This window comes from Ruegeria sp. BJ3, assembly GCF_056535665.1.
This window is the reverse complement of the sequence record NZ_JBQFIT010000001.1, coordinates 2,424,744-2,450,740: the sequence shown is the minus strand read 5'-3', so window position 1 is coordinate 2,450,740 and position 25,997 is coordinate 2,424,744. Positions and strand designations below refer to the sequence as shown.

At 61.9% G+C, this 25,997-nt stretch carries 27 protein-coding genes and 1 other RNA gene; 16 read left to right on the top strand and 12 right to left on the bottom strand.

The features are described 5' to 3' along the window. Nucleotides 1-2: 2 nt before the first annotated feature. The 4 genes from gatA (at nucleotide 3) to rnpB (ending at nucleotide 3,363) form a co-directional block, all read left to right on the top strand. A complete protein-coding gene (gatA, locus tag ACR3EL_RS12270) occupies nucleotides 3-1,490 on the top strand; it encodes an Asp-tRNA(Asn)/Glu-tRNA(Gln) amidotransferase subunit GatA (protein ID WP_170436613.1) in 1,488 nt (495 codons plus the stop codon). A 40-nt stretch (nucleotides 1,491-1,530) separates the two neighbouring features. Beyond that, nucleotides 1,531-2,229: a hypothetical protein gene (locus tag ACR3EL_RS12265; protein WP_093964748.1), complete on the top strand. Its 699-nt coding sequence runs from the start codon at nucleotides 1,531-1,533 to the stop codon at nucleotides 2,227-2,229. Further along, nucleotides 2,168-2,935 (top strand): N-acetylmuramoyl-L-alanine amidase, encoded by a 768-nt coding sequence (locus ACR3EL_RS12260; protein ID WP_170340145.1) that lies wholly within the window; start codon nucleotides 2,168-2,170, stop codon nucleotides 2,933-2,935. Before ACR3EL_RS12265 ends, ACR3EL_RS12260 begins: the two co-directional genes overlap by 62 nt. A 12-nt stretch (nucleotides 2,936-2,947) precedes the next feature. Further along, nucleotides 2,948-3,363, top strand: an RNA gene (gene rnpB, locus ACR3EL_RS12255) — RNase P RNA component class A. 7 nt (nucleotides 3,364-3,370) lie between these two features. On the opposite strand, the gene ACR3EL_RS12250 is transcribed toward rnpB, so the two are convergent. The 3 genes from ACR3EL_RS12250 to ACR3EL_RS12240 all read right to left on the bottom strand — a co-directional run bounded on the left by ACR3EL_RS12250 (nucleotide 3,371) and on the right by ACR3EL_RS12240 (nucleotide 5,257). Then, nucleotides 3,371-3,703 (bottom strand): GYD domain-containing protein, encoded by a 333-nt coding sequence (locus tag ACR3EL_RS12250; protein WP_170340147.1) that lies wholly within the window; start codon nucleotides 3,701-3,703, stop codon nucleotides 3,371-3,373. 77 nt (nucleotides 3,704-3,780) lie between these two features. Beyond that, a complete protein-coding gene (locus tag ACR3EL_RS12245; RefSeq protein WP_170340149.1) occupies nucleotides 3,781-4,641 on the bottom strand; it encodes a DUF2182 domain-containing protein in 861 nt (286 codons plus the stop codon). Continuing rightward, complete coding sequence (locus ACR3EL_RS12240; RefSeq protein ID WP_149774645.1) at nucleotides 4,622-5,257, bottom strand: DUF1326 domain-containing protein; 636 nt, start codon at nucleotides 5,255-5,257, stop codon at nucleotides 4,622-4,624. The genes ACR3EL_RS12245 and ACR3EL_RS12240 overlap by 20 nt, the downstream gene beginning before the upstream one ends. Before the next feature lie 292 nt (nucleotides 5,258-5,549). Between ACR3EL_RS12240 and rpmG the strand changes: the two genes are divergently transcribed. After that, the gene (rpmG, locus tag ACR3EL_RS12235) at nucleotides 5,550-5,717 is read left to right on the top strand and encodes a 50S ribosomal protein L33 (protein ID WP_007799108.1); all 168 of its coding nucleotides are present in this window, start codon (nucleotides 5,550-5,552) and stop codon (nucleotides 5,715-5,717) included. A 219-nt stretch (nucleotides 5,718-5,936) separates the two neighbouring features. After that, complete coding sequence (locus ACR3EL_RS12230) at nucleotides 5,937-6,443, top strand: lipoprotein (RefSeq protein ID WP_170340151.1); 507 nt, start codon at nucleotides 5,937-5,939, stop codon at nucleotides 6,441-6,443. Between the two features lie 140 nt (nucleotides 6,444-6,583). Here ACR3EL_RS12230 and ACR3EL_RS12225 read toward each other — a convergent pair whose 3' ends face one another. Then, complete coding sequence (locus ACR3EL_RS12225; protein ID WP_170340154.1) at nucleotides 6,584-7,321, bottom strand: Bax inhibitor-1/YccA family protein; 738 nt, start codon at nucleotides 7,319-7,321, stop codon at nucleotides 6,584-6,586. A 173-nt stretch (nucleotides 7,322-7,494) separates the two neighbouring features. Then, nucleotides 7,495-7,710 (bottom strand): DUF1127 domain-containing protein, encoded by a 216-nt coding sequence (locus ACR3EL_RS12220; RefSeq protein WP_480721744.1) that lies wholly within the window; start codon nucleotides 7,708-7,710, stop codon nucleotides 7,495-7,497. Nucleotides 7,711-7,837: 127 nt separating this feature from the next. Between ACR3EL_RS12220 and ACR3EL_RS12215 the strand changes: the two genes are divergently transcribed. After that, the gene (locus ACR3EL_RS12215) at nucleotides 7,838-8,719 is read left to right on the top strand and encodes a LysR family transcriptional regulator (protein ID WP_093965049.1); all 882 of its coding nucleotides are present in this window, start codon (nucleotides 7,838-7,840) and stop codon (nucleotides 8,717-8,719) included. 5 nt (nucleotides 8,720-8,724) lie between these two features. Here ACR3EL_RS12215 and ACR3EL_RS12210 read toward each other — a convergent pair whose 3' ends face one another. After that, a complete protein-coding gene (locus ACR3EL_RS12210) occupies nucleotides 8,725-9,681 on the bottom strand; it encodes an NADPH:quinone oxidoreductase family protein (RefSeq protein WP_480721742.1) in 957 nt (318 codons plus the stop codon). 301 nt (nucleotides 9,682-9,982) lie between these two features. On the opposite strand from ACR3EL_RS12210, the gene ACR3EL_RS12205 reads away from it, so the two are divergent. The 3 genes from ACR3EL_RS12205 to ACR3EL_RS12195 all read left to right on the top strand — a co-directional run bounded on the left by ACR3EL_RS12205 (nucleotide 9,983) and on the right by ACR3EL_RS12195 (nucleotide 12,638). Beyond that, nucleotides 9,983-10,354, top strand: a complete 372-nt coding sequence (locus tag ACR3EL_RS12205) for a helix-turn-helix domain-containing protein (protein ID WP_093964756.1) — start codon at nucleotides 9,983-9,985, stop codon at nucleotides 10,352-10,354. Nucleotides 10,355-10,398: 44 nt separating this feature from the next. Continuing rightward, on the top strand, nucleotides 10,399-11,190 hold the full coding sequence (hisN, locus tag ACR3EL_RS12200; RefSeq protein ID WP_170340158.1) for a histidinol-phosphatase: 792 nt from the start codon (nucleotides 10,399-10,401) through the stop codon (nucleotides 11,188-11,190). A gap of 113 nt (nucleotides 11,191-11,303) precedes the next feature. Next, complete coding sequence (locus ACR3EL_RS12195) at nucleotides 11,304-12,638, top strand: 8-oxoguanine deaminase (RefSeq protein WP_170340160.1); 1,335 nt, start codon at nucleotides 11,304-11,306, stop codon at nucleotides 12,636-12,638. A gap of 7 nt (nucleotides 12,639-12,645) precedes the next feature. Here the strand turns inward: ACR3EL_RS12195 and guaD are convergent, their stop codons facing one another. Further along, nucleotides 12,646-13,935 (bottom strand): guanine deaminase, encoded by a 1,290-nt coding sequence (guaD, locus tag ACR3EL_RS12190; RefSeq protein WP_170340162.1) that lies wholly within the window; start codon nucleotides 13,933-13,935, stop codon nucleotides 12,646-12,648. Nucleotides 13,936-14,073: 138 nt separating this feature from the next. Between guaD and mgtE the strand changes: the two genes are divergently transcribed. Beyond that, nucleotides 14,074-15,468, top strand: coding sequence for a magnesium transporter (gene mgtE, locus ACR3EL_RS12185; RefSeq protein WP_170340164.1), 1,395 nt, complete (start codon nucleotides 14,074-14,076; stop codon nucleotides 15,466-15,468). After that, entirely contained in the window at nucleotides 15,465-16,022 is a 558-nt protein-coding gene (locus ACR3EL_RS12180) for a 5-formyltetrahydrofolate cyclo-ligase (RefSeq protein ID WP_093964760.1), read from the top strand. Before mgtE ends, ACR3EL_RS12180 begins: the two co-directional genes overlap by 4 nt. Before the next feature lie 3 nt (nucleotides 16,023-16,025). On the opposite strand, the gene ACR3EL_RS12175 is transcribed toward ACR3EL_RS12180, so the two are convergent. Beyond that, on the bottom strand, nucleotides 16,026-16,256 hold the full coding sequence (locus ACR3EL_RS12175; RefSeq protein WP_217354725.1) for a putative hemolysin: 231 nt from the start codon (nucleotides 16,254-16,256) through the stop codon (nucleotides 16,026-16,028). Between the two features lie 128 nt (nucleotides 16,257-16,384). Between ACR3EL_RS12175 and ACR3EL_RS12170 the strand changes: the two genes are divergently transcribed. From ACR3EL_RS12170 to ACR3EL_RS12160, 3 genes are all read left to right on the top strand, one after another. Continuing rightward, a complete protein-coding gene (locus ACR3EL_RS12170; RefSeq protein ID WP_170340168.1) occupies nucleotides 16,385-17,197 on the top strand; it encodes a TIGR00282 family metallophosphoesterase in 813 nt (270 codons plus the stop codon). 90 nt (nucleotides 17,198-17,287) lie between these two features. Continuing rightward, the gene (locus ACR3EL_RS12165) at nucleotides 17,288-19,066 is read left to right on the top strand and encodes an SLC13 family permease (protein ID WP_222457417.1); all 1,779 of its coding nucleotides are present in this window, start codon (nucleotides 17,288-17,290) and stop codon (nucleotides 19,064-19,066) included. A gap of 99 nt (nucleotides 19,067-19,165) precedes the next feature. Then, nucleotides 19,166-19,903: a YbaY family lipoprotein gene (locus ACR3EL_RS12160; RefSeq protein ID WP_480721731.1), complete on the top strand. Its 738-nt coding sequence runs from the start codon at nucleotides 19,166-19,168 to the stop codon at nucleotides 19,901-19,903. Between the two features lie 13 nt (nucleotides 19,904-19,916). Here ACR3EL_RS12160 and ACR3EL_RS12155 read toward each other — a convergent pair whose 3' ends face one another. The 4 genes from ACR3EL_RS12155 to ACR3EL_RS12140 all read right to left on the bottom strand — a co-directional run bounded on the left by ACR3EL_RS12155 (nucleotide 19,917) and on the right by ACR3EL_RS12140 (nucleotide 25,067). Then, nucleotides 19,917-21,578 carry an FAD-binding dehydrogenase gene (locus tag ACR3EL_RS12155; RefSeq protein WP_480721729.1) on the bottom strand — a complete coding sequence of 554 codons (1,662 nt, stop codon included), beginning with the start codon at nucleotides 21,576-21,578 and terminating at the stop codon, nucleotides 19,917-19,919. A gap of 11 nt (nucleotides 21,579-21,589) precedes the next feature. Further along, entirely contained in the window at nucleotides 21,590-22,447 is an 858-nt protein-coding gene (locus ACR3EL_RS12150; protein WP_480721725.1) for a bile acid:sodium symporter family protein, read from the bottom strand. A gap of 72 nt (nucleotides 22,448-22,519) precedes the next feature. Beyond that, the gene (locus ACR3EL_RS12145; RefSeq protein WP_480721723.1) at nucleotides 22,520-23,254 is read right to left on the bottom strand and encodes a glutamine amidotransferase; all 735 of its coding nucleotides are present in this window, start codon (nucleotides 23,252-23,254) and stop codon (nucleotides 22,520-22,522) included. 40 nt (nucleotides 23,255-23,294) lie between these two features. Further along, nucleotides 23,295-25,067: an SLC13 family permease gene (locus ACR3EL_RS12140; RefSeq protein WP_170368089.1), complete on the bottom strand. Its 1,773-nt coding sequence runs from the start codon at nucleotides 25,065-25,067 to the stop codon at nucleotides 23,295-23,297. Nucleotides 25,068-25,177: 110 nt separating this feature from the next. Between ACR3EL_RS12140 and ACR3EL_RS12135 the strand changes: the two genes are divergently transcribed. After that, on the top strand, nucleotides 25,178-25,918 hold the full coding sequence (locus ACR3EL_RS12135) for a YebC/PmpR family DNA-binding transcriptional regulator (RefSeq protein ID WP_170340180.1): 741 nt from the start codon (nucleotides 25,178-25,180) through the stop codon (nucleotides 25,916-25,918). Nucleotides 25,919-25,997: the final 79 nt, after the last annotated feature.

Genomic DNA, 25,997 nt, shown 5'->3' with positions numbered 1-25,997 from the left:
ACATGTCCGATCTGAACAAACTGAGCCTTGCCGAGGCCCGCGACGCCCTGCGCAACGGAGATGTGACCTCGGTCGAGCTGACCGAGGCCTGCCTGAAGGCGATCGACGCAGCCGATGTCTTGAATGCTTTCGTGCACAAGACCCCGGAAATCGCGCTGGAGCGCGCCAAGGCCGCAGACGAGCGCATCAAGGCGGGCGACGCGCCTGCCATGTGTGGCCTGCCGATCGGCATCAAGGATCTGTTCTGCACCAAGGGCGTGCCCTCGCAGGCTGCGTCCAAGATTCTGGACGGGTTCAAGCCCGAATACGAATCCACGGTCTCGCAGCAACTGGCCGATGCGGGCGCGGTGATGCTGGGCAAGCTGAACATGGACGAGTTCGCCATGGGTTCGTCCAACGAAACCTCGGTCTACGGCAATGCGGTAAACCCTTGGCGGCGCGGCAATGATGACGCGCAGCTGACCCCGGGCGGTTCCTCGGGTGGTTCGGCGTCTGCCGTCGCAGCCGATCTGTGCCTGGCAGCGACCGGAACCGACACCGGTGGCTCGATCCGGCAGCCCGCCGCCTTCACCGGCATCACCGGCATCAAGCCGACCTACGGCCGCTGCTCGCGCTGGGGCATCGTGGCCTTTGCGTCCTCGCTGGATCAGGCCGGGCCGATGACCAAGAACGTGCGCGACGCGGCCATCATGCTTGAGGCGATGTGTGGGCACGACCCGAAAGACTCGACCAGCGCAGAACTGGCTGTTCCGAACTTTGAGGCTATGCTGACCGGAGACATCAAGGGCAAGAAAATCGGCATTCCAAAGGAATACCGGATGGATGGTATGCCCGCCGAGATCGAAAAGCTCTGGGCCGATGGGGCCGAGATGCTCAAGGCCGCCGGGGCCGAGATTGTCGACATCTCGCTGCCGCACACCAAATACGCGCTTCCGGCCTACTATGTAATCGCACCGGCCGAGGCGTCGTCGAACCTGGCGCGCTATGACGGCGTGCGCTACGGCCGCCGTGCGCAGCTGGCGCAGGGCGACGGCATCACCGAGATGTATGAAAAGACCCGCGCCGAGGGCTTTGGCCACGAGGTGCAGCGCCGTGTCATGGTCGGCACTTACGTGCTGTCAGCTGGTTTCTATGACGCCTACTACAACCGCGCCCGCAAGGTGCGGACGCTGATCAAGAAAGACTTCGAGGATGTCTTTGCCGCAGGCGTCGATGCGATCCTGACACCGGCGACACCTTCGGCTGCGTTCGGTCTGGGCGAAATGACCGAGGCCGACCCGGTGCAGATGTATCTGAACGACGTGTTCACCGTGACCGTCAACCTCGCGGGTCTTCCGGGTATCTCGGTTCCCGCCGGTCTTGACGGGCAGGGCTTGCCGCTGGGGCTGCAGCTGATCGGTCGTCCGTGGGAAGAAGGTGACCTTCTGAATACCGCCTACGCGCTTGAGAATGCCGCCGGGTTTGTGGCCAAGCCGGGCAAATGGTGGTAACCCTCAGGCAGCGGTAACAACGCGAGGACGGAGCAGTTCCATGCGCAAAATGCTTCTCATTCCGGCCTTCGGGTTCGTCGCGGCTTGCGATACCGTGGCACCAGTCACGGACTCCGGCTTCAACACGCCGCAGTATCAGGCCGAACGCGAGGCGCAGTTGGCCGGGCAAGGCGCCGCGGGGAACCCGCTGCTGCCGCCGCCGGCCATTTCGCAGGAGCAGTTGAATGCCGAAGCCGGTCCTGCCCCCTTCACGACGGGCGACAGCGCCACGGACATTGCCAACCAGACCGCGGCGGCATTGGCGAGCACATCGGCGCAGCCGACTGCACCGGTGGCCGTAAGCTCAAACGGCATTTCGAACGAGCAGGATTTCGCAGCGGTTTCAAGCAGCCGCAGCATCCAGGATGATGCCGCGCTGATTCAGCAGAACCGTCAGACATACGAGGTTGTCGCGCCGACGGCGGTTCCTCAGCGCGGGTCGGACGGACAGCCCAATATCGTCCAATATGCTCTGACCACGACCAATCCGGTTGGCACACAGCTCTACAGCCGAGCCGGGTTCAATTTGCAGGCCAAGGCACAACGCAACTGCGCGGGATACGCATCGCCTGACCAGGCACAGATCGATTTCCTGGCCAATGGTGGCCCCCAGCGCGACCGCAAGGGCCTGGACCCGGATGGCGACGGATTTGCCTGCGGCTGGGACCCCAGCCCGTTCCGCAGTGCCGTCGGCAACTGAGCTCTCGCCGATCTGGCACCCATCCCCCAATTTCGGCCCCCGCCGGGATGGGTTGAAGCCGTCGCTGGTGGTGCTTCACTACACCGCGATGAACAGCGCTCAAGCCGCGCTCGAGCGTTTGTGCGACCCGGCCACCGAGGTATCGGCCCACTATCTGATCGGCTGCGACGGAACGCTCTGGCAGATGGTCCGTGAGGAAGATCGCGCCTGGCACGCCGGTGCAGGTGCATGGCGGGGGTTCAGCGACATCAATTCCCGCTCCATCGGGATCGAACTCGACAATCGCGGCGATCATCCTTTCTCCGAACCGCAGATGGCGGTGCTGGAAAACCTGCTTTCACATCTGCAAGAGCGGTTGGGGATCAAGCCCTCGAACGTTATCGCCCATTCGGACATGGCCCCCGAGCGAAAGTTTGATCCCGGTCCCAAGTTTGATTGGGATCGTCTCGCGCACCAGAAACTGGCGGCCGGGCCGGCCGTTCTGAAGGGTATATACCTTGAAGAAATGCAGCCAGACGACGAATACTTTGCATTGGTTGCGATGAGGGCCGGGTATCCCAAAGCCCCTATAGCTGATCTGCTGAAAGCGTTCCGAAGCCGGTTTGCCCCGTGGCGGCGCGGGCCCCTGTCCAAGAAGGATATGGGCGACATCGAACGACTGGCTGCCTTGATGGAACACCTTGACGGTATTCGGGTGGACGTTTAACCCGGCAACCGCGCGGAGGGCCGGATGGCCGCTGGGGCTCAGGCCCGAGAGGAAAGTCCGGACTCCACAAGGCAACGGTGCCGGGTAACGCCCGGGCGGGGAAACCCGACGGAAAGCGCCACAGAAAACAGACCGCCATGACGGATCGGAGGTTCGCCTCTGGCACATCATGGCAAGGGTGAAACGGTGGAGTAAGAGCCCACCGCGCCGCTGGCAACAGCGGCGGCACGGCAAGCCCCACCGGGAGCAATGCCGAATAGGGTCCCCGCGCGGGCCGGTCGGCGTCAGCCGATACCGCCGCTAGGCTCGCCTTGGCCGAGAGGGACCGGGTTGGCAGCTCGAGCCGCGCAGCAATGCTCGGCCTAGAGGAATGGTCATCGAAGGGGGCGACCCCGGAACAGGATCCGGCTTACAGGCCCTCCGCGCGTATTTTCTTCATCCTCCGGGCGGCGTGTAGGCCGCGACCAGTTTCGCGGCTTTCTCGGTGATGGCAACAAATTCGTCGGCCGACCAGGCCCGAACCGTCTCGACCCGCGAAACCGCCCCCGAAGCCGCAACGGCCATACCGACTGCCACGGCATCCGTTCCGTCCGGAGCTTCGCTGATGACCACCACGTCATTGCTTCCGGTCGTCACGTAGAAGGCCAGCAGTTTGCCGCCAACCTTCTCCAGCAGCGCCGCCACCGGCCCGGTGCGGTTTTCCGGTTTCTTCAGCATCCCTTTGACACCGGCGTTGGAATAAGAGGCATAGGTGATGAAGACAGGCATGACGATCTCCTCGTGAATGAAATGTGCAGAGCGCTCCAATTGGCCGGCTCCTTGGCCCGGAAGACAGGCTTGCCGCATCAAACCAATGCGGTGATCGACACCCAGGCTCCCAATCCGATCAAAACGACACCGACGACCGGCGTCAGCCATCCCGCCCGGGGCAACAGCTTTTCCAGCGCGACGTAGACGGCGATTGTGACGATCCACCAAAGGTTCATGATGCCGCCGACGAACAGCAGTGCCATCAAGGCCCAGCAGCAGCCCAAGCAGTAGGCTCCGTGCAGGGCGCCGCATCGAAACGCACCCCAATGCCCGGGCCGGTTGTGGCGGGTCAGAAAGGCAGCCGGGCTCTGACAATGGCGGAGGCACGCGGATTTCAACCCGCTGAACTGATACATCCCGGCAGCACAGAGAACGATGCCCGCCAAGATTCCGGACCGGATGGTCATCATCGGGCCATCCATCGCTCCGATCTGTTGCAGGCCCCATTGCAGTCCGGTTGCCCCAAGGCTGAACACGGCCCAGGCAAAAAGATACCCCGACAGAAAGGCCAATCCGAAGCTGGCGCTGCGCTGCCTGTCGGGTCCAACCCGTTTCAACGCCACAAACAATAGGGCAGTCGGGGCCGCGCTGGGCGTCATCATTGCGACCATCATCACCCACCACATGGCAAAGACCAATGCGGCGTACCAAAGCGTCCAGACGGCACCGGCCCCCATCGGCATGGGCTGGCCAATTGGACCGGCCATCCGAGTCATCTCGACGGCCGACATCTGCATCCCGACACCGGCGACCGTGTACCAGACCGCACCCGAAACGATCAGAAGGACACTTCCAGCGACGATCAGACGTTCTTTTCGCAGTACTCGCTCGAGGCTGATCGTTCGGGCAGGGCGGGCCTGTTCCGACGCGTCTGCACTATGGCCCGACAACGCCATGACCTGAGATGTTTAAATGCGCCAGATGGGCATGTGAGGACTCGAAGGTCAGGTCTATGGCTGAACCGCTTGTCCTGGCCGTTCCCGAGGCGACCTCGGCGTGGCGGTATTCGAATCCATGCGGCAACTGGATCGACGCGCGATGCGGTTGGCCCGAGACGATATGTGCGATCGGCTTGACGTCCACATCGAACACGTTCTTGACCTTCGCGTAGCCGGTCCGGTCTTCGCGGCTCCAGTTCACGTCGATTTCAGCAAACAGTGTCTCATGCTTGGTCGGCGCCATGGCGCTGTAGACATACCACATGGTGGCCATTTCATCGGTGTCCTCACCGGACATGATGGCCTGCAGGGCGGCCCGCTGATCGGCGTCCGCCCGTTCGTCGATGATCAGTTGCATCTGCCCGTTGCCCTCGTGAATCGGGCCTGGCCAGTGGTAGACACCCGCAGCCCGCAGGCCGGAAAGATCCGTGTCCCCGTAGTGGCCGCTTGTGATGTCAAAGACGACCACGGCCTCGCAATTCCCGTGACTGGGCAGGCTGCTGAACTGGCAGGGGCAACCGAAATCACAGTTGCAATTGGCCAGCGTCTCGCCCTGAAGTTTCCATTCTGTCATGATTTCCCCCAAGCAGACGTGCAAGAAAACTCTGCTGACAGAGGGTCTTGCCCGGTTTCGCTGCCTCACGCCGCACAACCTTGGACCGCGGCGTTCTGGGATGCTGTGACGCGATCATATCACGAAACCGTGATCTGTCCAAACCGGGCGCTGATCCACTGTGTGTCGGATACTGTGATTTGTGTTGAAACACCGCCGATTCCGGTTGACTCGGGCGCGCGACCGGGTAAAAGCGCACGCTCATAGGAATTCAACCGAAAGGCCCCTGCCTTTCCGGACGCAGGAGATAACCATGGCGAAGCCGACGACAATCAAGATCCGTCTGAACTCGACCGCGGGCACGGGCCACTTCTACGTGACCAAAAAGAACGCTCGCACCATGACCGAGAAAATGACCGTTCGTAAGTACGACCCGGTCGTTCGGAAGCATGTCGAGTACAAGGAAGGCAAGATCAAGTAATCTGCCTTTTTTCGACGCGAAAGCTTAGGGGGTTCTGCTTCGGCAGGACCCTTTTTCGTTGTTTTGACCGTGTCGTGTAGCACTGACGCCGCCCGATCCGGCCGTTTCGGGCCGTTGCAGAGGCGCATCAGGCCGACAGGTATTCTGATTGGTGTTGGCTTGCTTTTTTGCCCCGCCTGCCAGTACGGTTCAGCAAACCGCCACAAAATGTTGAGCGCCATGAAAAAAATCTTGTTGCCCGCAATCGCCATTCTGACACTTTCGGCCTGTGAGGACCCGTTCAACCGCCAAGGCGTCGGGTTCACCGGCATTGATGGCGAACCAAGAACCGTTTCGGACGTCAAAGGCGCCGTTGCCTTTGTTCCGCCTGCGACGAACGTCCCAGCTGAGTTGGCTGAATTGCCGACCATTCAGGCCAGCACTGACAAGACAGAATTCGACAAGGTCGCGGGCGTTGCCATCGACAATGGCGGACGGTCCGACACCACGGCCGTACAGTTGACCGGCAGCAGCAGCACCATGTTCCTGAGCACGGTGAGCGTGAACGGAACCCTGTTCGGCGTGTTGCGCACCGAAAACAACAGCACCAAGGTGGACAACTCGGTTGGGGCCGCGTTCGGCAGCCAGACCGAGCGCTTTACCGGCTGTCTGCCTGCCGGCGACGTATACCGCAAGGGCGGGTCGTCGCGCAGCTCGGGTTTCGCGGTTCCGCTGAACTGCAGCTGATCGGATCCGTTGCGATTACAATGATGTAAGGCCCTTGCCATTTGGCTGGGGCCTTTTTCTTTGGGCTGGCTTTACTTGCACCTGAACAAAAAAAGGGCGGGCCATTCGGGCCCGCCCTTTGATTTGGTGTTCCGTCAGTCTTACTCGCGATTGCCGAGCAGCTGCAGCAGGAACATGAACATGTTGATGAAGTCCAGGTACAGGTTAAGCGCACCCATGATGGCGGCCTTGCCCAGCCACTCCTGATCGCCCGCATGGGCCATCTGGATGTAGGTGGTCTTGATCTTCTGGGTGTCATAGGCGGTGAGGCCCGCAAAAATCAGAACGCCCAGGATCGACACGGCGAACATGATGGCTGGCGATTGCAGGAACAGGTTGATGACCATTGCCACGATCAGGCCGATCACACCCATCATCAGGAACGTGCCCATACCGGACAGGTCCTTCTTGGTGACGTAACCATACAGCGACAGACCGGCAAAGGCGATCGAGGTCACAAGAAAGACCTGGGCGATCGAAATGCCAGTGAAGGCCACGAAGATCCAGCTGAGCGACAGGCCCATCACCGCCGCGAAGGCGTAGAAGAACAGTTGAGCGCCAGCTGCGCTGAGGCGGTTGATGGCCGCGCCGAAGGCAAACACCATGATCAGCGGAGCGAACATGACGATCCAGCCCAGAATGTTCGGGCTGAGGGTCACCGGATCGCGGAACACCGACAGCAGCTGCGGGCTGGTTCCTACAGCCCATGCAACCGCAAAGGTGATCAGCATGCCCACGGACATCGTGCCGTAGACCTTGTTCATGTGGGCGCGCAGGCCCTCGTCAATCTCGGCAGCGCGCGCGCCAGTCGCCGTCCGGATCGTATCGAATTGTGCCATAGAGGTCTCCCTTGAATTCAGCTTTCAGCCCCCGGTTGCGGGGCGATTTCCCAGCAAATATCGGAGAGTGTAGCGCATGTTTCAAGGGTTTTGGGGTCAAAACTCAGCAATATGGTCAACAATTTCAGCGCCGCTTTGGAAGGTGGCGCTGAAATCCGTTGCAGGCCGTGCATTCAGGGCCGCTTGCGCCAGGTTTCGGGCGCGTCCCAGAACGGGCGGGATGCTTCTGTCAGGGCCTCTGATCGGGTGATCCCGATGTCTTGCAGGGCGCGGTCATCCAGCCGGGCCAGCGCCCGCCGTTGATGAGCGGCCGCAAGCATTCGCTGAAGCCAATTGCCCGTTTTGATCGATGCCGAGGCACAGGGTCGGTGTGCAGCGATTTGGGTCATGACTTGTGTCCTTTCATCGGTCTGTGATGTAAATCTGTTTTCATATCAGCTTCCTTGAACTATATGGCGGGTTGTGGCATATTTTAAAAATGAATGTTTTTGAATTCATCCATAAGGATTATTGATGATGCGGAACCTAGACATCACCACCCTGCGCTCATTCGTGGCGGTCGCGGACCACGGGGGCGTAACGCGTGCCGCCGGTTTCCTGCATCTGACACAGTCGGCTGTGTCCATGCAGCTGAAACGTCTGGAAGAGTTGTTGGGCCTGGAATTGCTGGACCGGTCTGGGCGCACCATCGCGTTGACGGCCTCTGGCGAACAGCTGTTGGCTTATGCCCGGCGAATGGTGGCGTTGAATGACGAGGTCATCTCGAAGCTGACCGATCAGGCCTTTGAGGGCGAGGTGGTGCTTGGGGTGCCGCACGATATCGTCTACCCGGCCATTCCACGGGTTCTGCAGCGGTTCAATGCCGATTTCCCCCGCGTGCGCGTGCAGTTGGTTTCGTCCTATTCAATCCAGTTGAAAGAGATGTTTCGGCGTGGTGAATGTGACGTGATCCTGACGACCGAGGCTGCGAATTCGGACGGCGGTGAAACCATTGCAGAGCTGCCTCTGCGCTGGATCGGCGCGTCAGGAGGCTCGGCTTGGCGACGGCGGCCGCTTCCGTTGGCGCTGGGTCGGCGCTGCCTCTTCCGGCCTCAGGTCATTGCCGCCTTGGATGCAGCAGGCATTCCATGGGAGCTGTCGGTTGAAACCGAGAACGACCGCACGATCGAGGCAACCGTCAGCGCGGACCTCGCCGTCCACGCCATGCTTGAGGGGACCGAGGCGGCACATCTGGAGAAGATCGATTCAGGTGGGGTTCTGCCCGAGTTGCCGGCGCATATGATCAACCTTTACGGAGGCGATCAGGGGCGCGGCGAAGTGGTGGAGGCCCTCGCTGCGCTGGTGCGGCAGAACTTCCACATGCTTGGTGGTACACCACTGCGCGCCGTGGTGGGCTGATCCGGTCAGATCGTGATGACGACTTTCCCGGTCGACTTTCGTTCCTTCAGCAGAGTCATGCCCTGCGCCACTTCGGACAGCGGCAGGCTGTGGCTGATATGGGGCCGGATGCGTCCCTCGGCATGCCAGGCAAAGAGGGTCTCAAAGCTGTTGCGAACGACCTCGGGCCGGAACCTCAGATAGCCACCGATGTAGAACCCGATCACGGTCAGGTTCTTCACCAGCAAATGATTGGCCGGTATCTGCGGGACTTCGCCGCCGGCAAAACCTATCGGCAGCAGGCGGCCTTCGGGATTGGTCGCCCGGAAGGCAGCCTTGAACACGTCGCCACCGATGGCGTCATAGACAACGTCTGCGCCACCCAATGCCAGCACGCGCTCGCGCAGATCTTCGTCCGCGTCGATTAGGTGATCGGCCCCGGCCGCGCGGGCGACCGCCAATTTATTGGCGCCACGGGCCTGTGCGATCACCGTCGCGCCCATAAGCTTGCCGATCTCGACCGCCGTCAGCCCGACACCGCCGGCGGCACCGGTCACCAAAAGGGTCTCGCCCGGCTGCAGTCGCGCCCGATGGTCCAGCGCCATTTGGCTGGTGCCGTAGGCGATCTGGATGGCTGCCGCGTCTTCAAAGCTGCACGACCGGGGGATGAGTACGGCACGGTCGGCGTCAAAAACCCCGAATTGCGCCAATCCGCCCTGGCCTGAGTATACCGCGACCCGGTCTCCGGGCTTCAGATGGCTGACCCCTGCGCCGACCGCGTCTACGACCCCCGCAACCTCAAGCCCCAATGTGAAAGGGGCCGCTGGCGTATCCTGATACGTGCCCTTCTGCATCAGAAGATCGGCAAAGTTCAGCCCGCAGGCGCGAATGGCCACGCGGATCTGGCCTTCGGCGGGTGCGGGCACGGGTATCTCGCGCAATTTGGCCTGCTCTCCGGCAGACTGGATCTGGTAGGCCAGCATCTCAAATCTCCATGTTGGCGCCATTGATCGGGGCCGCCCCTGACTTGTCAATCATTCCGGAAGGGAACGGCCCGGGCGTCGTTGTCGCACTGGCCAAATCGTGCACAACCGTAAACCTTCCTTCGGGCGCGCAGATTCAACCATCTTGAAAATTTTCCAAAAAGCGGCAATATTGCTTGTCAGTGCTGTTTCGGGGGGCACGTTCCGTATTAGAGAGTTTTTTACAAGCGTCTCGCTAGTGTGCGGTCATGGTTCAGTTAGCGTTTTCCCGGGCGGTTGTGTGTAACAGAGGAGAATACCAATGACCCATCACGTCGATGTCCATGTGGGCAAGCGCGTACGGCATCGCCGCTGGTTGATTGGCATGACGCAGCAGCAGCTGGCACAGCAGGTCGGTATCAAATTCCAGCAGATCCAGAAATACGAAACCGGGGCCAACCGCATCAGCGCCTCACGCCTGTGGGACATTGCCGAAGCTCTGGACGTTCCGGTCAGCTTTTTCTTTGAAGGTCTGGAGGACGCCCAAAAGGAAGACTCGGGCAAGAAATCGGTTCCTGCTGATCTGATGGGCGACAAGGAAGCGTTGGATCTGGTTCGGTCCTACTACGCGATCCCGGAAAACCAGCGCCGGCGCCTGTTTGAGCTTGCGCGCGTTCTCAGCGACGTGGCCTGAGACCGGGACTTGACTTCGCACAGGGCTGAGCGCACCAGTGGCGCATGACCAAAGCCTCCGCAAGTGACCTTGAAGTTGCCGAGAAAATGGCCGACGCGGCGCGTGCGGCCATTTTGCCTTACTTTCGCCAGTCGAATCTTGAAACCTCAAACAAGCTGCAAGGCGGATATGACCCAGTGACCGTGGCCGATCGCGCAGCCGAACAGGCCATGCGATCCGTTCTGGCCGAGCTTCGCCCCGACGACGGCATCTTGGGCGAGGAGTACGGTGCGCTCGAAGGCAAATCGGGACGAACCTGGGTGTTGGACCCGATCGACGGCACCCGCGGTTTCGTCAGCGGCACACCGACATGGGGCGTGCTGATCGCGCTAGGCGACGATAGCGGGCCGATCATGGGGGTGATTGACCAACCCTATATCGGCGAACGGTTTGTGGGTCATGCAGACGGTGCGTTCATGACCGGTCCTTTGGGCAGAACCAGCTTGGCGACCCGTCGGACGGATGCCTTGCGGGACGCAATCCTGTTCACGACATTCCCCGAAGTTGGCACGACCGCCGAAGGAGACGCCTTTCGCGCCGTGGCCGGACAGGTGCAACTGACACGCTACGGCATGGACTGCTACGCATACGCGCTGCTGGCGGCCGGGCAGGTCGACCTGGTGATCGAGGCTGGACTGAACGCGTATGACATTCAGGCCCCGATCGCGGTAATTAAGGCGGCCGGTGGCGTCGTGACCGACTGGCAGGGCGGGCCTGCCCATCAGGGGGGGCGGGCACTGGCGGCTGCGAACCCTGAGATCCACGCCGCGGCCCTCGAGATTCTGCGCGACTTCTGACGACGGTTGCCGCTGCGGCCGCGATTGATTAGGGTCGTCGCGCCGGTTCTTGCGCCCGTTTTCCACCGGCACACGCATTTCTGGCATGAGGCGGGCAGATGCAGGAGTGCGAGATGCCCGAAATCCTTCTTAGAAACGCCGATGCGATCCTGACCATGGACGACAACCGGCAAGAACTGGCCGGCGCCGATTTGCTGATCCGTGACGGGCAGATTGCCCGCATAGGCCAAGGTTTGACCACCGACGGAGAGGTGCATGACCTCAGCGGCTGTGTCGTGACGCCGGGATTGGTCAATACCCACCACCATCTCTACCAGACACTGACTCGAGCTGTTCCGGCGGGCCAGGATGCGCTGCTCTTTGGCTGGCTGCAGACGCTCTATCCGATCTGGGCGCGGTTCGGTCCTGACGAAATGTTCACTTCGGCTCAGATCGGTCTGGCCGAGTTGGCCTTGTCGGGCTGCACGCTCAGTTCCGACCATCTGTATCTGTATCCGAATGGGTCACGCTTGGATGACACGATCGCGGCCGCTGCGGAGGTGGGGCTGCGGTTCCATCCGACCCGCGGCGCGATGAGCATCGGCGAAAGCGACGGCGGTCTGCCGCCCGATGCTTTGGTCGAGGCCGAGGCCGACATCCTGAATGACATGATCCGAGTGGTCGACGCGTTCCATGACCCGTCCGAAGGCTCAATGTGCAGGGTTGGACTTGCGCCCTGTTCGCCCTTCTCGGTCAGTCGGGATCTGATGCGCGACGCCGCACTGCTGGCACGGGACAAAGGGGTCATGCTGCACACCCATCTGGCGGAAAACGACGAGGATATCCTGTATTCCGAATCCCAGTTCGGCTGTCGACCCGGCCAGTATGCCGAGGAACTTGGCTGGACCGGCCCCGATGTCTGGCACGCCCATTGCGTGAAGCTGGACGGGGCAGAGATCGACCTGTTCTCTCGGTCACGCACCGGGGTTGCGCACTGTCCCTGCTCGAATTGCCGTCTGGGCTCGGGGATCGCGCCGGTGCGCGCGATGCGTGACAACGGGGTCAGGGTTGGCTTGGGCGTTGACGGTTCCGCAAGCAACGACAGCGGCAACCTGATGGCCGAGGCGCGGCAGGCGATGCTTCTGCAACGCGTGGCGAACGGTGCCGATGCCATGTCCGCGCGCGAAGCTCTGGAAATTGCGACGCGGGGTGGGGCGGACGTGCTGAACCGGCCGGACTGCGGCCGCCTGATGCCGGGCAAACGTGCCGATATCGCTGTTTGGGACACAAGGGGTGTGGAGTGCGCGGGCAGTTGGGACCCGGCTGCTCTGCTGCTGGCAGGTCCGGTGCACGTCAAACACCTGTTTGTCGAGGGGCGACAGGTCGTCCGGGACGGCAACATTGCTACATTTGACCTGCCGCGCGCGATCGAACGGCAGAACAGGTTGGCCCTCGCCTTGCAGGGCTGATCTGCCTTCAGGTCGAAACGCGCCGTCCGCCGATCCACACATCGGCGATGGCGCGGTCGTCGCCCATCATGATTGTCGGGAACACCGCCTCCCAAAGGGACTCGGCATTGGCTTCTCGCTGGGCAATCGCGGGGGTCGAGGCGAGGTCGAGCACGATCAGGTCCGCCTCCATTCCGGGGGCGATATTGCCGATGCGGTCGTCCATCCGCAGCGACCGGGCCGAGCCTGCGGTGCCCAGCCACAGCAGTTGCGCCGGGTGCAGCGGATGTCCGCGCAATTGGCCGATTTCATAGGCGGCCGCCATGGTCCGCAACATGGAAAAGCTGGACCCGCCGCCGGTGTCGGTTGCCAGGCCGATACGATGGCCATCCCGCATCAGCCCGTGCAAATCGAACAGACCCGAACCGATGAAAGTGTTCGAGGTGGGGCAATGGATCAGCGACGCATCGACCTCACGCAGGCGGTCTCGCTCGCGCGGTTCCAGGTGGATCACGTGGCCATAGAGGCCGTTCGCGCCGAGCAACCCGAACTTTTCGTAGGTGTCCAGGTAGTCACGCGCCTCGGGGAACAGCGACCGAACCCATTCGATTTCGTCCGTCTGCTCGCTGAGATGCGTCTGCATGAGACAATCGGGGTGTTCCGCCCAAAGCGCGCCCATCGCCTCAAGCTGTTCTGGGGTCGAGGTCGGGGAAAACCGCGGCGTGATCGCATAGGCTATCCGGTCGACATCTTGCCACTTTTCGATCAGAGCCTTGGACTGGTCATAGGCTGCTTGAGCCGTGTCCCGAAGACCTTCGGGCGCGTTGCGGTCCATGCAGGTCTTGCCGGCCACGACACGCTGACCGCGCTCCTGGGCGGCCGTGAAAAAGGCATCGACGCTTTCGGGATGAATGGTGCAGAAACTGCACATGGTCGTGGTGCCGTGTGCGGCGGTCAGGTCAAGATACCGGTTCGAAATCTCGGCTGCGTAGGCTGCATCACCGAACTTCATCTCTTCTGGAAAGGTGTAGGTGTTCAGCCAATCAATCAGCCGTTTGCCCCAACTCGCGATCATCGCCGTCTGGGGATAGTGGACATGGGGGTCGACAAAACCAGCCAGGATCAGGTTTTCGCCATGGTGATGAATGGCGGCCTCGGGGTGCGCGGTTTGCAGGTCAACGGTACTTCCCAACTCCCGGATTTTCCCGCCCTCGATCAGAACGGCTTCGTGCAGCCGGACCGCCTGATCCGGTTGCGTTTCGAAGGGGGAGTGTTCGAAACTCAGTACGCGCCCTGTCAAAAGCGTCTTTTGCGCCATCCGCCTTGATCTCCGCCTTGGTGAATCCGGCTTGCAGCATAGGGATGTGAAAGATGCGGGTAAATCGCACCATTGTCATTGTTTTCCGGTAGCTGCTTCTTCTATTTAGGGGCCAATTCCCAGAACAAGGGGCAGCGCATGACGACCGGCACCGAAGACAACAGAACCGACCCCTCTCGCGATGATGACGTCTATGCGCTGGACCGGCGAACGGTTGCCGCAATCCTTTACGCCGTCGATGTCGAGGATCGCGAGAAGCTGATCGAGCTGATGGAGCCACTGCACGCGGCCGACATTGCCGACCTTCTGGAACAGATCAACCCCTACGACCGAGCGCGGCTGATCCGCCTGTATGACCGGGAATTTGACGGGGACATTCTGTCTGAACTGGACGAATCCGTTCGCGAAGAAGTCATTGGCGTTCTACGACCCGACGTTCTGGCCGAAGCCGTCCGTGAGATGGAAAGCGACGATGTCGTGGACCTTCTGGAGGATCTGGAGGAGCCGCAGCAGGAAGCGGTGCTGGAGGCCCTTGAGGCCTCGGAACGGATCGCGGCACTGCAGGCGCTGGCCTATCCCGAGAACTCCGCAGGCCGACTGATGCAGCGCGAGGTGGTCATGGCTCCCGATCATTGGACGGTCGGGCAGGCGATCGACTACATGCGCTCGCAGGACGATCTGCCCGAGCAGTTCTATCACGTTGTGCTGGTCGATCCACGGCTGAAGCCGGTGGCGCAGGTCATGTTGGGCAAGTTGATGGCCGCGCGGCGCGACACCAAGTTGCTGGACATCGCCGAGGACGAGTTTCACATCATCCCGGTCGATCAGGATGAAGAAGACGTTGCCTATGCTTTCAACCAGTACCACCTGATTTCCGCGCCGGTGGTGGACAGTGACAAACGGCTGGTCGGGGTAATCACGATAGACGACGCAATGGCCGTTCTGGATGAAGAGATCGAGGAAGACATGCTGCGACTGGCAGGTGTCAGTGATGACAGCTCGATTTCAGACAGTGTTGCAGCAACCAGTCGTCGCCGTTTGCCCTGGCTGACGGTCAACCTGTGCACCGCCATTTGTGCCTCGCTGGTGATTTCACAGTTCGAGGCGGCAATCGAGCAGATCGTGGCGCTGGCGATTCTGATGCCCATCGTTGCCTCGATGGGTGGTAACGCCGGAACTCAGTCTCTGACCGTTGCCGTACGTGCGTTGGCGACCCGCGACCTGACGGGCTCGAACGTGGCGCGAGTCATCCGCCGAGAATTGCTGGTGGGCATGTTGAACGGGCTGTGTTTCGCCATCGTTCTGGGGACGGTGGGGATGATGTGGTTCGAATCCCCGCTGCTGGGTGTCGTGATCGGTTCCGCCTTGGTCGTGAACATGATCATCGCCGGGTTCGCGGGTACGGTAGTACCGGTGGTGCTGGATCGCCTGGGTGTAGACCCGGCATTGGCCTCGGGAACCTTCGTTACGACGACGACGGATGTAATGGGGTTCTTCATCTTTCTAGGGCTTGCAAGCGTGGTGCTGCTGTGACCGATCTGACTGAAATCAAGGCCGCGGCGCGCAAGGCTGCCTTTGCCCGGCGCAAAGCGGCCTTCGACGCGGGGCCGCCGGCCGCCGCGGGCCGCCTGTCCGAGGTGCTGGCCGGATTTCGTGGCGTTCCGCTGTCTGGCTACATGCCGATCCGCACCGAAATCGACCCTCTGCCCGCCATGGCCGAGGCCGCAGCCTATGGTCCCGTGGGTGTTCCGGTCATCCAAGGCGCCGGACGGCCTCTGCGGTTTTCGCGCTGGACACCCGAAGGGCCGTTGAAAGATGGGCCATTTGGCGCCAAGGTGCCCGAGACGGACGACTATTTTGACCCTGAAATCCTGATCGTGCCCCTTGTGGCATTCGATCCGCAAGGCGGGCGATTGGGCTATGGGGGCGGGTTTTATGACCGCACGCTTGAAGGGCTGCGCGCCAAACGTCCCACATTGGCCATCGGTTTCGCCTTCGACGCGCAAGAGGCCGAAGCCTTGCCGCTGGAACCGACGGACCAGCCGTTGGACATGATCGTTACCGAGACCAGGGTCCTGACGTTTTAGGCTTCAGTTCTCAAAGTGGCTCCGCAGATAGTCCCAGGCATCAACCTCAGTTCCATCCTCAAGGATGCACACGCCGTATTCCGATCCATCGGTGTTCTTGCGGATCTGATATTCGCCGCCGTTTTCGATGCAGAAGGTCGCGGCCGGATTTGCCATTGTTGTCTTGGTCGTCGCGTGAGCAAAGCCGCCCGAGATAGCGAGAGAAACAGTTGCGGTCAGGACTATGCGTTTCATCGAAATCTCCGAGTGAAAAACCGGTTGCGTCAGAATTGCAGGTTTCCACCGGAATTCAACCCGCATGCGGCCCGCGAATTGCATCGTTCCGCCTTGTTATTGCCGTTTGCAGGGCCTAGGACCGCGATATGAGAATCTTGTTCCTGGGTGACGTCATGGGGCGCGCGGGCCGCGCCACCGTTCAGCAGCATCTGCCCCGTCTGCGCGACGAGTGGCGGCTGGATTTCGTGGTGGTCAACGGCGAGAATGCCTCGAACGGCATGGGGTTGACCGGCGATCATGCCAAGCTGCTGCTGGAGTCGGGCGCAGATTGTCTGACGTTGGGCGACCACGCTTTCGACCAGAAAGACATGCTGCAATTCATCGAACGCGAACCCCGGATCGTGCGCCCTGTGAATTTCGCCAAGGGTGCTCCCGGTCGCGGACATCGACTGTTCACCGCGCCGGGCGGACGCAAGGTGTTGGTGGTTCAGGTTCTGGGACAGGTGTTCATGAAACGACCGTTCGACGATCCGTTCTCGGCGGTGGAACCGATCCTGAAGTCCCACCCGCGGGGCGGTCAGGCGCAGGCCATCATCGTGGACATGCATTGCGAGGCGACTTCGGAGAAGATGGCCATGGGCCACTATTGCGACGGACGCGCCAGCCTCGTCGTGGGAACCCATACCCATGTCCCGACCGCCGATGCCCAGATCCTGCCCGGCGGCACCGCTTACCTGACCGATGCGGGCATGTGCGGCGACTATGACTCGGTGATCGGAATGGACAAGCAGGAGCCGATGCGCCGCTTCATCACGGGGATGCCCAAGGCTCGGTTCACCCCGGCAAATGGCGAAGCGACGCTTAGCGGCGTTTTCGTAGAAACTGATGACCGTGACGGGCAAGCCAAGACGATCAGCATGGTCCGGGTTGGCGGGCGCCTGCAGCAGGCAGCACCGTGAACGCACGTCAGGCTTGCTCTGCGGCCTGCAATACGTGAAACTGACCCTCAGGCGCTTGGGCCGGGACAGGTTTCGGACAGAACACCACGAATGCAACTCCTTCAATTGTCAGATATGGGCAGCGCGATACTTGCGCTGGCGGTTGTTGCGGGCATGTTCATCATGTTCATGCGCGAGGTCTATCCGACCGAGGTCGTTGCCATAGGCGGCGTCTCGGTGATGCTGGTCACCGGCGTGCTTCCATACCAAAGCGCACTGGCGGTTTTGTCGAACCCGGCGCCCTGGACCATCGCGGCGATGTTCATCATCATGGGCGCTCTGGTCCGGACCGGTGCCTTGCACGCCTTTACAGCGAAGGCGCAGAAACAGGCGCAGGTCAACCCGCGCATTGCCATCGGTCTGCTGATGGCATTTGTCGTCCTGGCCTCGGCGGTCGTCTCGAACACGCCCGTCGTCGTCGTGATGATCCCGGTGTTCATCCAGATTGCCCGCACGCTGAATATTCCAGCGTCGAAGCTGCTGATCCCGCTCAGCTATGCTGCGATTCTCGGCGGGACGCTGACCCTGATCGGAACTTCGACGAACCTGTTGGTCGATGGTGTGGCCCGGGCACAGGGCCTGCCGGCCTTCACGATTTTCGAGGTCACGCCTTTGGGCATCATTCTTGTCATCTACGGTATGATTTACCTGCGCTTCATCGCGCCGCGTCTTCTGCCCGAGCGTGACAGCATGGCAACCATGCTAAGCGATCGGTCGAAGATGAAATTCTTCACCGAAGCAGTCATTCCGCCCGACAGCAACCTGATCGGCCGTGAAGTGACCGGCGTGCAGCTGTTCAAACGTCCGGGCGTGCGGCTCATCGACGTGATCCGCGGCGACGAGTCGTTGCGGCGGAACCTGAAAGGGGTCGAACTGAAGGTCGGTGACCGCGTGGTGTTGCGCACGGAAATGACCGAGTTGCTGAGCCTGCAAAGCAACAAGGAACTCAAGCGCGTTGATCAGGTTTCGGCGGTCGAAACACGCACGGTTGAGGTTCTGATCACCCCCGGTTGTCGCATGGTCGGGCGCACATTGGGTGCGTTGCGGCTGCGTCGTCGCTACGGGGTTTATGTGTTGGCCGTGCACCGGCGCAATCAGAACATCGGGGGGCAACTTGACGATCTGGTTGTCAGGGTGGGTGATACGCTGCTGCTCGAAGGCTCGCCGGCCGATATCAGCAAACTGGCTGCCGACATGGACATGGTCGACGTCACCCAGCCGTCGGCCCGCGCCTTCCGGCGGGGTCATGCTCCGATCGCGATTGCTGCGCTGATCGGGATCGTGGTGTTGGCGGCGCTTGGCGTGGCGCCGATTTTCCTGCTGTCGATTCTGGCGGTTGCGGTTGTGCTGCTGACGCGATGCATCGACGCGGACGAGGCGTTTTCTTTTGTCGAAGGCCGTCTGCTGGCGCTGATCTTTGCCATGCTGGCTATCGGGGCTGCGCTGGACAGCTCGGGTGCGGTCACCCTGATCGCCAACGCGATTGCTCCGTCCTTTGCCAACCTGCCGCCGTTCCTCATCGTCTGGGCCATCTATCTACTGACCTCTGTGCTGACCGAACTGGTCTCGAACAACGCGGTGGCGGTTGTCGTCACGCCGATCGCCATCGGATTGGCACAGGCTGTGGGGGTGGATCCGCGGCCGCTGGTGGTGGCGGTGATGGTTGCGGCCTCGGCCTCGTTTGCGACGCCGATCGGGTATCAGACCAACATGATGGTGTACGGCCCGGGTGGGTACCGGTTCACGGACTTCATGAAGGTCGGGATTCCGCTGAACCTGACGGTTGGATTGTTGGCTTCGCTGATCATCCCGTTCCTCTGGCCGCTTTGATCTCCGGCACGAATTTGCCGTTTGGAACTGAAAAACCTTGTAAATCGCGCTGATGTCCCGATCTTTTGTGCTGGAAACTGGTGACAAAGGGATCGGACAATGCAAACCGCAAAAAGCCTGCTGGCAGGAACCGCGTTGTGGGCAGCCGTGTGGGGCGCCGCCCAGGCGGGGACCGTCGAGGGAACAGCCACATATCGCGAACGTATCGCGGTTCCGCCCGGGGCAACCCTGTTCGTCGAACTGCAGGACGTTTCACTGGCTGACGCGCCAGCCGTCACGCTGGCTGCGCAGCGCTATGCTTTGACGGGCGTGCCTGCCCAGTTCGCGCTGACCTATGACGACGCGTTGATTCAGGATCGGCACCGCTATGTGGTGCGGGCCTCGGTGCATCAGGACGGCAAGCTGCTGTTCACCACCGATACCGCTTACCCGGTTCTGACCAACGACGCCGGAAATTCGGTCGATCTGGTCATGGTCAAGGTTCAGGAACGGGGTGCGGCGATGCTTGAGAACACGCAGTGGGTCGCAACCGAGGTGAATGGCGTTGCGCTGGACACCGAGAAACGCCCGCAGATTACCTTTGCCGAAGGCGGAGCCTTTGGCGGAACAGGCGGTTGCAACCGGTTCAGCGGACAGGCCGAGATATCGGGCAAGTCGATGTCCTTCCCCGACAACATGGCCGCCACCCTGATGGCCTGCCCACCGCCGCTGGACGAGGTTGAGCGGGAATTCCTTACCGCTCTGCCAAAGGTCGCAAGCTTTGTTCAGCGCGGGGACACTCTGGTTCTTCTTGATGCGGCAGGTGAACCGGTTCTGCAGTTCCGCCGCGACCAATAATGCCCAAGGGCCGTCAGGCGACGGCCCTCGTCCGCCCGGCATTGCGGCCCGAGAAGATGCATCCGCCCAGGAACGTGCCCTCAAGCGCGTTGTAGCCGTGGTAGCCGCCGCCGCCGAACCCCGCGACTTCGCCGGCCGCGAACAGGCCGGGCACCAACTGACCATCGGCGCCGATCATCTGACTGTCCAGATTGGTCTGCAAACCGCCCAGCGTCTTGCGGGTCAGCACATGCAGCTTGACCGCGATCAGCGGGCCGTTTTTCGGATCAAGGAACTTGTGCGGTTTGGCGGTGCGGATCAGCTTGTCTCCGCGATAGTTTCGCGCCGCCAGGATCGCCATCATCTGAGCATCTTTCGAGAAGGGATTGTCCACCTGTGAGTCGCGGGCTTCGATCTGGGCGCGCAGATGCGCCTCGTCGATCAGGCCGCCGCCCAGATGATTCATCCCGTTCACCAGTTCGGTCAGCGTGTTGGCGACAACGAAATCCTCGCCCTTTTCCTTGAACGCTTCGACCGGCCCGGTTGCCTTTGACCCCGACAGAACCCGCTGGCGGAACACTTCCTTCCAACTGCCCGAGGTGAAATCGGGGTTCTGCTCCGACCCCGACAGGGCGAATTCCTTCTTGATGACCTTCTGGGTCAGGACGAACCAGCTGTATTCATAGCCGGTTTTCAGGATCTCGCGTAGGGTGCCCAGCGTGTCGAACCCGGGCAGGCAGGGGGGCTGCAGCCGGTTGCCGCGCGCATCGAACCACATGGAACTGGGACCGGGCAGGATGCGGATACCATGCGCGGGCCAGATCGGGTCCCAGTTGCGCACGCCTTCGGTGTAGTGCCACATGCGGTCGCTGTTGATGACGTGACCGCCGGCCTTTTCACTGATCGCGATCATCCGACCATCCACATGGAAGGGCACACCCGCCACCATATCCTTGGGCGGTTCGCCCAAGCGGTCGCGAGGCCAGCTCTGCCGCACCATCTCGAAATTGCCGCCGATCCCGCCCGAGGTGACGATGACCGACGGGGCATAGACCTCGAACTCGCCCACTTCGTCACGGTTGGTCTTGCCGCCGCGCTGGGCCGCATCATCAGCCAGAACCTCGCCCGAGACGCCCTTGGCCTCGCCGTTTTGCATGATGATGTGGCTGACCTGATGGCGGAACTTCAACTGGATCAGGCCGGCGCTGACATGCTCGCGGACCCGGCGGATGAAATGCTCCAGCACGCCCGGGCCGGTGCCCCAGGTGATGTGGAACCGCGGGACCGAGTTGCCGTGACCGTCGGCATAGGACCCGCCACGTTCCGCCCAGCCGACCACGGGAAACCAGCGCAGGCCCATCTCGTGCAGCCAGGGGCGCATCTCGCCGGCGGCGAATTCGACATAGGCCTCGGCCCATTTGCGGGGCCAGGCGTCCTCGTCCCGGTCGAACTGGGCGCTGCCCATCCAGTCGCGCAGGGCCAGGTCGCGGCTGTCGCGGATGCCCATGCGGCGCTGCTCGGGCGTGTCGACCATGAACAGGCCGCCCAGGCTCCAGAATGCCTGACCGCCCAGGAAATGCTCGGGTTCCTGGTCCAGCACGATCACCTTCTTGCCGCGGTCACCCAGTTCGGCCGCCGCGGCCAGCCCGGCCAGCCCGCCGCCCACGACGATCGCATCAGCAGTGTTTTCGGTCATGCTCTGTCCTTTCAGCGGTTGCGGTACCAGGCGATGAAGGGGATCGCGACGGCGTACATGGTGATCCCGTAGACGCCCGAGGGCAGGGCCAGCGGGCTGAAGCCGCTTTCGGTTCCGGTGATCAGGGCAGCCAGCGTGATGCCCAGGGTCGAGTTCTGGATGCCGGTTTCGATCGAGATTGTCTTGGCCTCATTCCACGACAGTTTCGCCGCCCGCGCCAGCCCCAATCCGATCAGCAGCAGCGCGAGGTTCAGCGAGATCAGCCCGGCGCCCATGATGCCCAGATTGTCGACGAACAGCTGCCAGTTTCCAGCCAGCGCCGCGATCACGATCAGCACGAACAGGATGGTGGCCAGTTTGGAAAGGGGGGCGTCGACCCGGTTGGCAAAACCGGTTGCAAAGTGGCGCAGCCCAACGCCGATGGCGACGGGCAGCGTGGTGATCAGGAACATCGCCAGCGCCAGACCGCTGATCGAGACCTCGGGTGCGTCCTCGCCCATGAAGTGGTCAATCGACCAGGCCGCCAGAACCGGCACCGTGACGATCGACAGCAGGCTGATCACCGCCGTCAGGCTGACCGACAGCGCCACATCGGCCTTCGCCAGTTTCGACAGAATGTTGCTGGTGACACCGCCCGGGCAAAAGCTGAGCAGCATGAACCCGACCGCAATCGTCGGCGGCAGCGCGAACATCTTGACTGTGATGAAGGCCGCGACCGGCAGCAGAACCACCTGGCAGACCGCGCCGATCGCAAATGGATAGCGCCGGCTGATCACGCGCCGGAAATCCGCCGCCTCAAGCCCGATACCCAAAGCCAGCATGATGATGGCCAGCGAAACCGGCAGGCCCACGTTTATCAGAAGATCCAAAACAACCCCTCCCAAAGTCGTTTCGGTCCAACCTAAGCGCGCGGTCCCCGGTCAGGCAACCGCGCCGTTGGGTCACCCGAAGCGCTGGGCGAAACGGCGCAGGATTTCGCCGGGCTGCGTAACCTCGGCGGCGTGGCAGCGTTCGATCAGCGGCTGGGCGTCCTCGGGGCGGAAATAGCCGTGGTTCTTGTAGATGTGGATGCGCTGTTCAAAGTCCTTGGCGTCGGCTTCGGGGTGGAACTGCGTGGCATAGACATTCTGGCCCCAGCGGACCATCTGGAGCGGGCAGGGGTCTGATGCAACCAGATGTACGCAGCCCTCGGGCAGGGCCTGCACCGCCTCTTTGTGGCCGACGAAGGCATCGAATTCGGGCTCGAGACCGGCTGTCAGCGGGTCGCGGGCGCCATCCTCGGTCAGGTGGCAGCGCGACGGGCCGACCGGCTCGCCATAACGGTCCTTGCTGACCGGCGCGCCCAGATGCGCAGCCAATATGCCCAGGCCATAGCAGCAGCCCATGAAAGGATGATCGTGCGCCGTGATCTGCGGCATCAGCCCCATGATCGCGCCCTCGATCCGGGCATCCATCTGAGATTTTCTGGCCGGGTCGTCGCTGACGCAGCCCGGCCCGCCGCCGACGATCACGCCGGCATAGTCGGTCACGTCAAGACCTTCGGGCAGGGCCTCGCAATCCAGCCGGATGCGGTGGGTGCGCTCGGGCGTCAGCCCGGACCGATTCAGGATCGAGGCATATTCGGCGTCCGAGGCATCGGTCTCGGGGCGCAGCTGCAGGATCAGAAAGCGTTTCATGCGCTGCCCTTAGCGCGCGGTCCGGCGGTCACGCAAGCCCTCACAGCGGCCAGAACACGAGGATCGCCGGCACCGAAACCGCCACGATCAGAATTTCCAGGGGCAGGCCCATGCGCCAATAGTCGCCAAAATGATAGCCGCCGGGCCCCAGGACCAGAGTGTTGTTTTTGTGTCCGATCGGTGTGAGGAATGCCGCCGAGGCGGCCACCGCCACCGTCATCAGGAAGGGATCGGGCGAAACCTCGAGCGTGCGCGCCATCTGGATGCCCACCGGCGCGGCCACGATGGCGGTTGCGGTGTTGTTCAGCACGTCCGACAGCGTCATGGTCACGACCATCAAAACCGTCAGAATAGCCCAAGCCGGCAGGCCGTCGGTCAGTTGAACCAGCGCATTCGCGATCAGTTCCGTCCCGCCCGAGCTTTCCAACGCGCTGCCCAGCGGGATCATCGAGCCCAGCAGAACCACGACCGGCCACTCGATCTGATTGTAGATCTCGGAGATCGGGATGATCTTGGTCAGCACATAGGCGATAACCACAAGCCCCAGCGCGATGGGCAGGTAGATCAGCCCGATGCTGGCGGCCAGAACGGCAGCGGCGAACAAGCCGATGGCCAGCCATGCCTTGTCATTGGCGGTCACGTTCAGGCCGCGTTGGGCCAGAGGCAGGCAGCCCAGCCACTCGGTCACGTCCGCGCCTCGGTCGCGCGGGCACAGCAGAAGCAGAATGTCGCCCGGCTGCACCTCGGTCTTGCGGACCTGTTCGGTGATGCGCCGACCTTGGCGGGAAATGCCCATCAGGATCGTGTTCTGCCGCCAGGCCAGCCCCAACCCCTGTGCGGTACGACCCGCGATGCGGGCGCTTTCGGGTACGACGACTTCGATAACTTCCAACCCGTCGCCGGCAGCCGTTAGCAGCTCTTGCCGGCGGGCATCCGAGAAATCCAGGTTCAGCGCGGCGCGGAATTCATCCAGCGCCTCGGGGCTGGCTTCCAGCACCAGCGCGTCGCCTTCCTGAAGGATCGCGTTTGCCGCGCGGCCATAGCGGCGTTTGCCGTCCCGGATCAGGCCGATGATGGCGACGTCGGATTTCTCGGCCATCTCGTCCAACTCGGCGACGCGCTTGCCGATATGAGGCGACCCGGCCGGGACCGTCAGTTCAGCGATGTACTCCGCCAGCGTCTCCGAACTCTCGGTCTGTTCGCCGCGGTTTGGGATCAGCCGCCAGCCGATCAGGGCGACGAAGGCCAGACCTGCGATGGCCGCCAGCCCGCCAACTGGGGCGAAATCAAACATCTGGAACGGCTCGCCAAGGGTCTCCTGCCGGATTGACGCGATGATGATGTTGGGCGGTGTGCCGATCAATGTGGCCATGCCGCCCAGAATGGTGGCAAAGCTCAGCGGCATCAGCGACAGACCAACGGGGCGCCCGGCCTTGCGCGCGGTCTGAATATCGACAGGCATCAACAGCGCAAGCGCCGCCACGTTGTTCATGAAGGCGGACAGAACGGCTCCGATCCCGCCCATCAGAGCGATATGCGCACCCAGGCTCCGCGAGGCATCGACCAGCGTGCGGGTGATCAGGAACACCGCCCCCGACCGCACCAGCCCGGCCGAGACCACAAGCACCAGCGCCACGATGATCGTGGCCGGATGGCCGAACCCGGCAAAGGCTTTGTCAACCGGCACAACACCCAGTATCACGCCGACCATCAAGGCGGCAAACGCCACAAGGTCATAGCGGAACCGACCCCACAGCAGCAGACCGAATACGGTAATAAAGAGTGCAAAGAGAATGATCTGATCTGTCGTCATTGGGCCACCATAAACGCGCTGACTGCACGAGCAAGCGGGTGTCTTGATCCTTTGCCCCGCAAACGTCTATATGTGCGCCGAATACGCAATCACGATTACGAGGACGCAACATGGCAGGCCACTCAAAATGGGCCAACATCCAGCACCGCAAGGGGCGCCAGGACGCCGCGCGGTCCAAGCTGTTTTCCAAGCTGTCGAAAGAGATCACCGTGGCCGCCAAGATGGGCGACCCCGATCCCGACAAGAACCCGCGCTTGCGTCTGGCGGTCAAAGAGGCCAAGTCGAACTCGGTGCCGAAGGACGTGATCGAACGCGCGATCAAGAAATCCCAGGCGGGCGACGGTGAGGATTACGAAGAAATCCGGTACGAAGGCTACGGTCCCAACGGTGTGGCCGTGATCGTCGAGGCGATGACCGACAACCGCAACCGCACTGCGTCGAACGTGCGTTCGACCTTTTCCAAGAATGGCGGAAACCTGGGCGAAACCGGCTCGGTCGGGTTCATGTTCGACCGGAAGGGCGAAGTGATTTATCCCGCATCGGCGGGCGATGCCGACACGATCTTCGAGGCGGCCATCGAGGCTGGGGCCGAGGATGTGGAAAGCTCGGAAGACGGTCATATCATCTGGTGTGCAGATACCGACCTGAACGAAGTGTCCAGTGCGCTCGAGGCGGCTCTGGGTGAATCTGAATCCACCAAGCTGGTGTGGAAACCCACGACCACCACCGAACTGGGCCTTGAGGACATGCAGCGCCTGATGAAGCTGGTCGAGGCGCTAGAAGACGATGACGACGTTCAGCGCGTGACCACCAATTTCGAGGCCACCGACGAGGTGATGGCGCAACTCTAAGCGTCGCACTCGGTTGTTTTTGGAGCCCGGCCGAACACGGCCGGGTTTCTTTTTTTGCCTGCGTCGCAGTTGGTCCTTG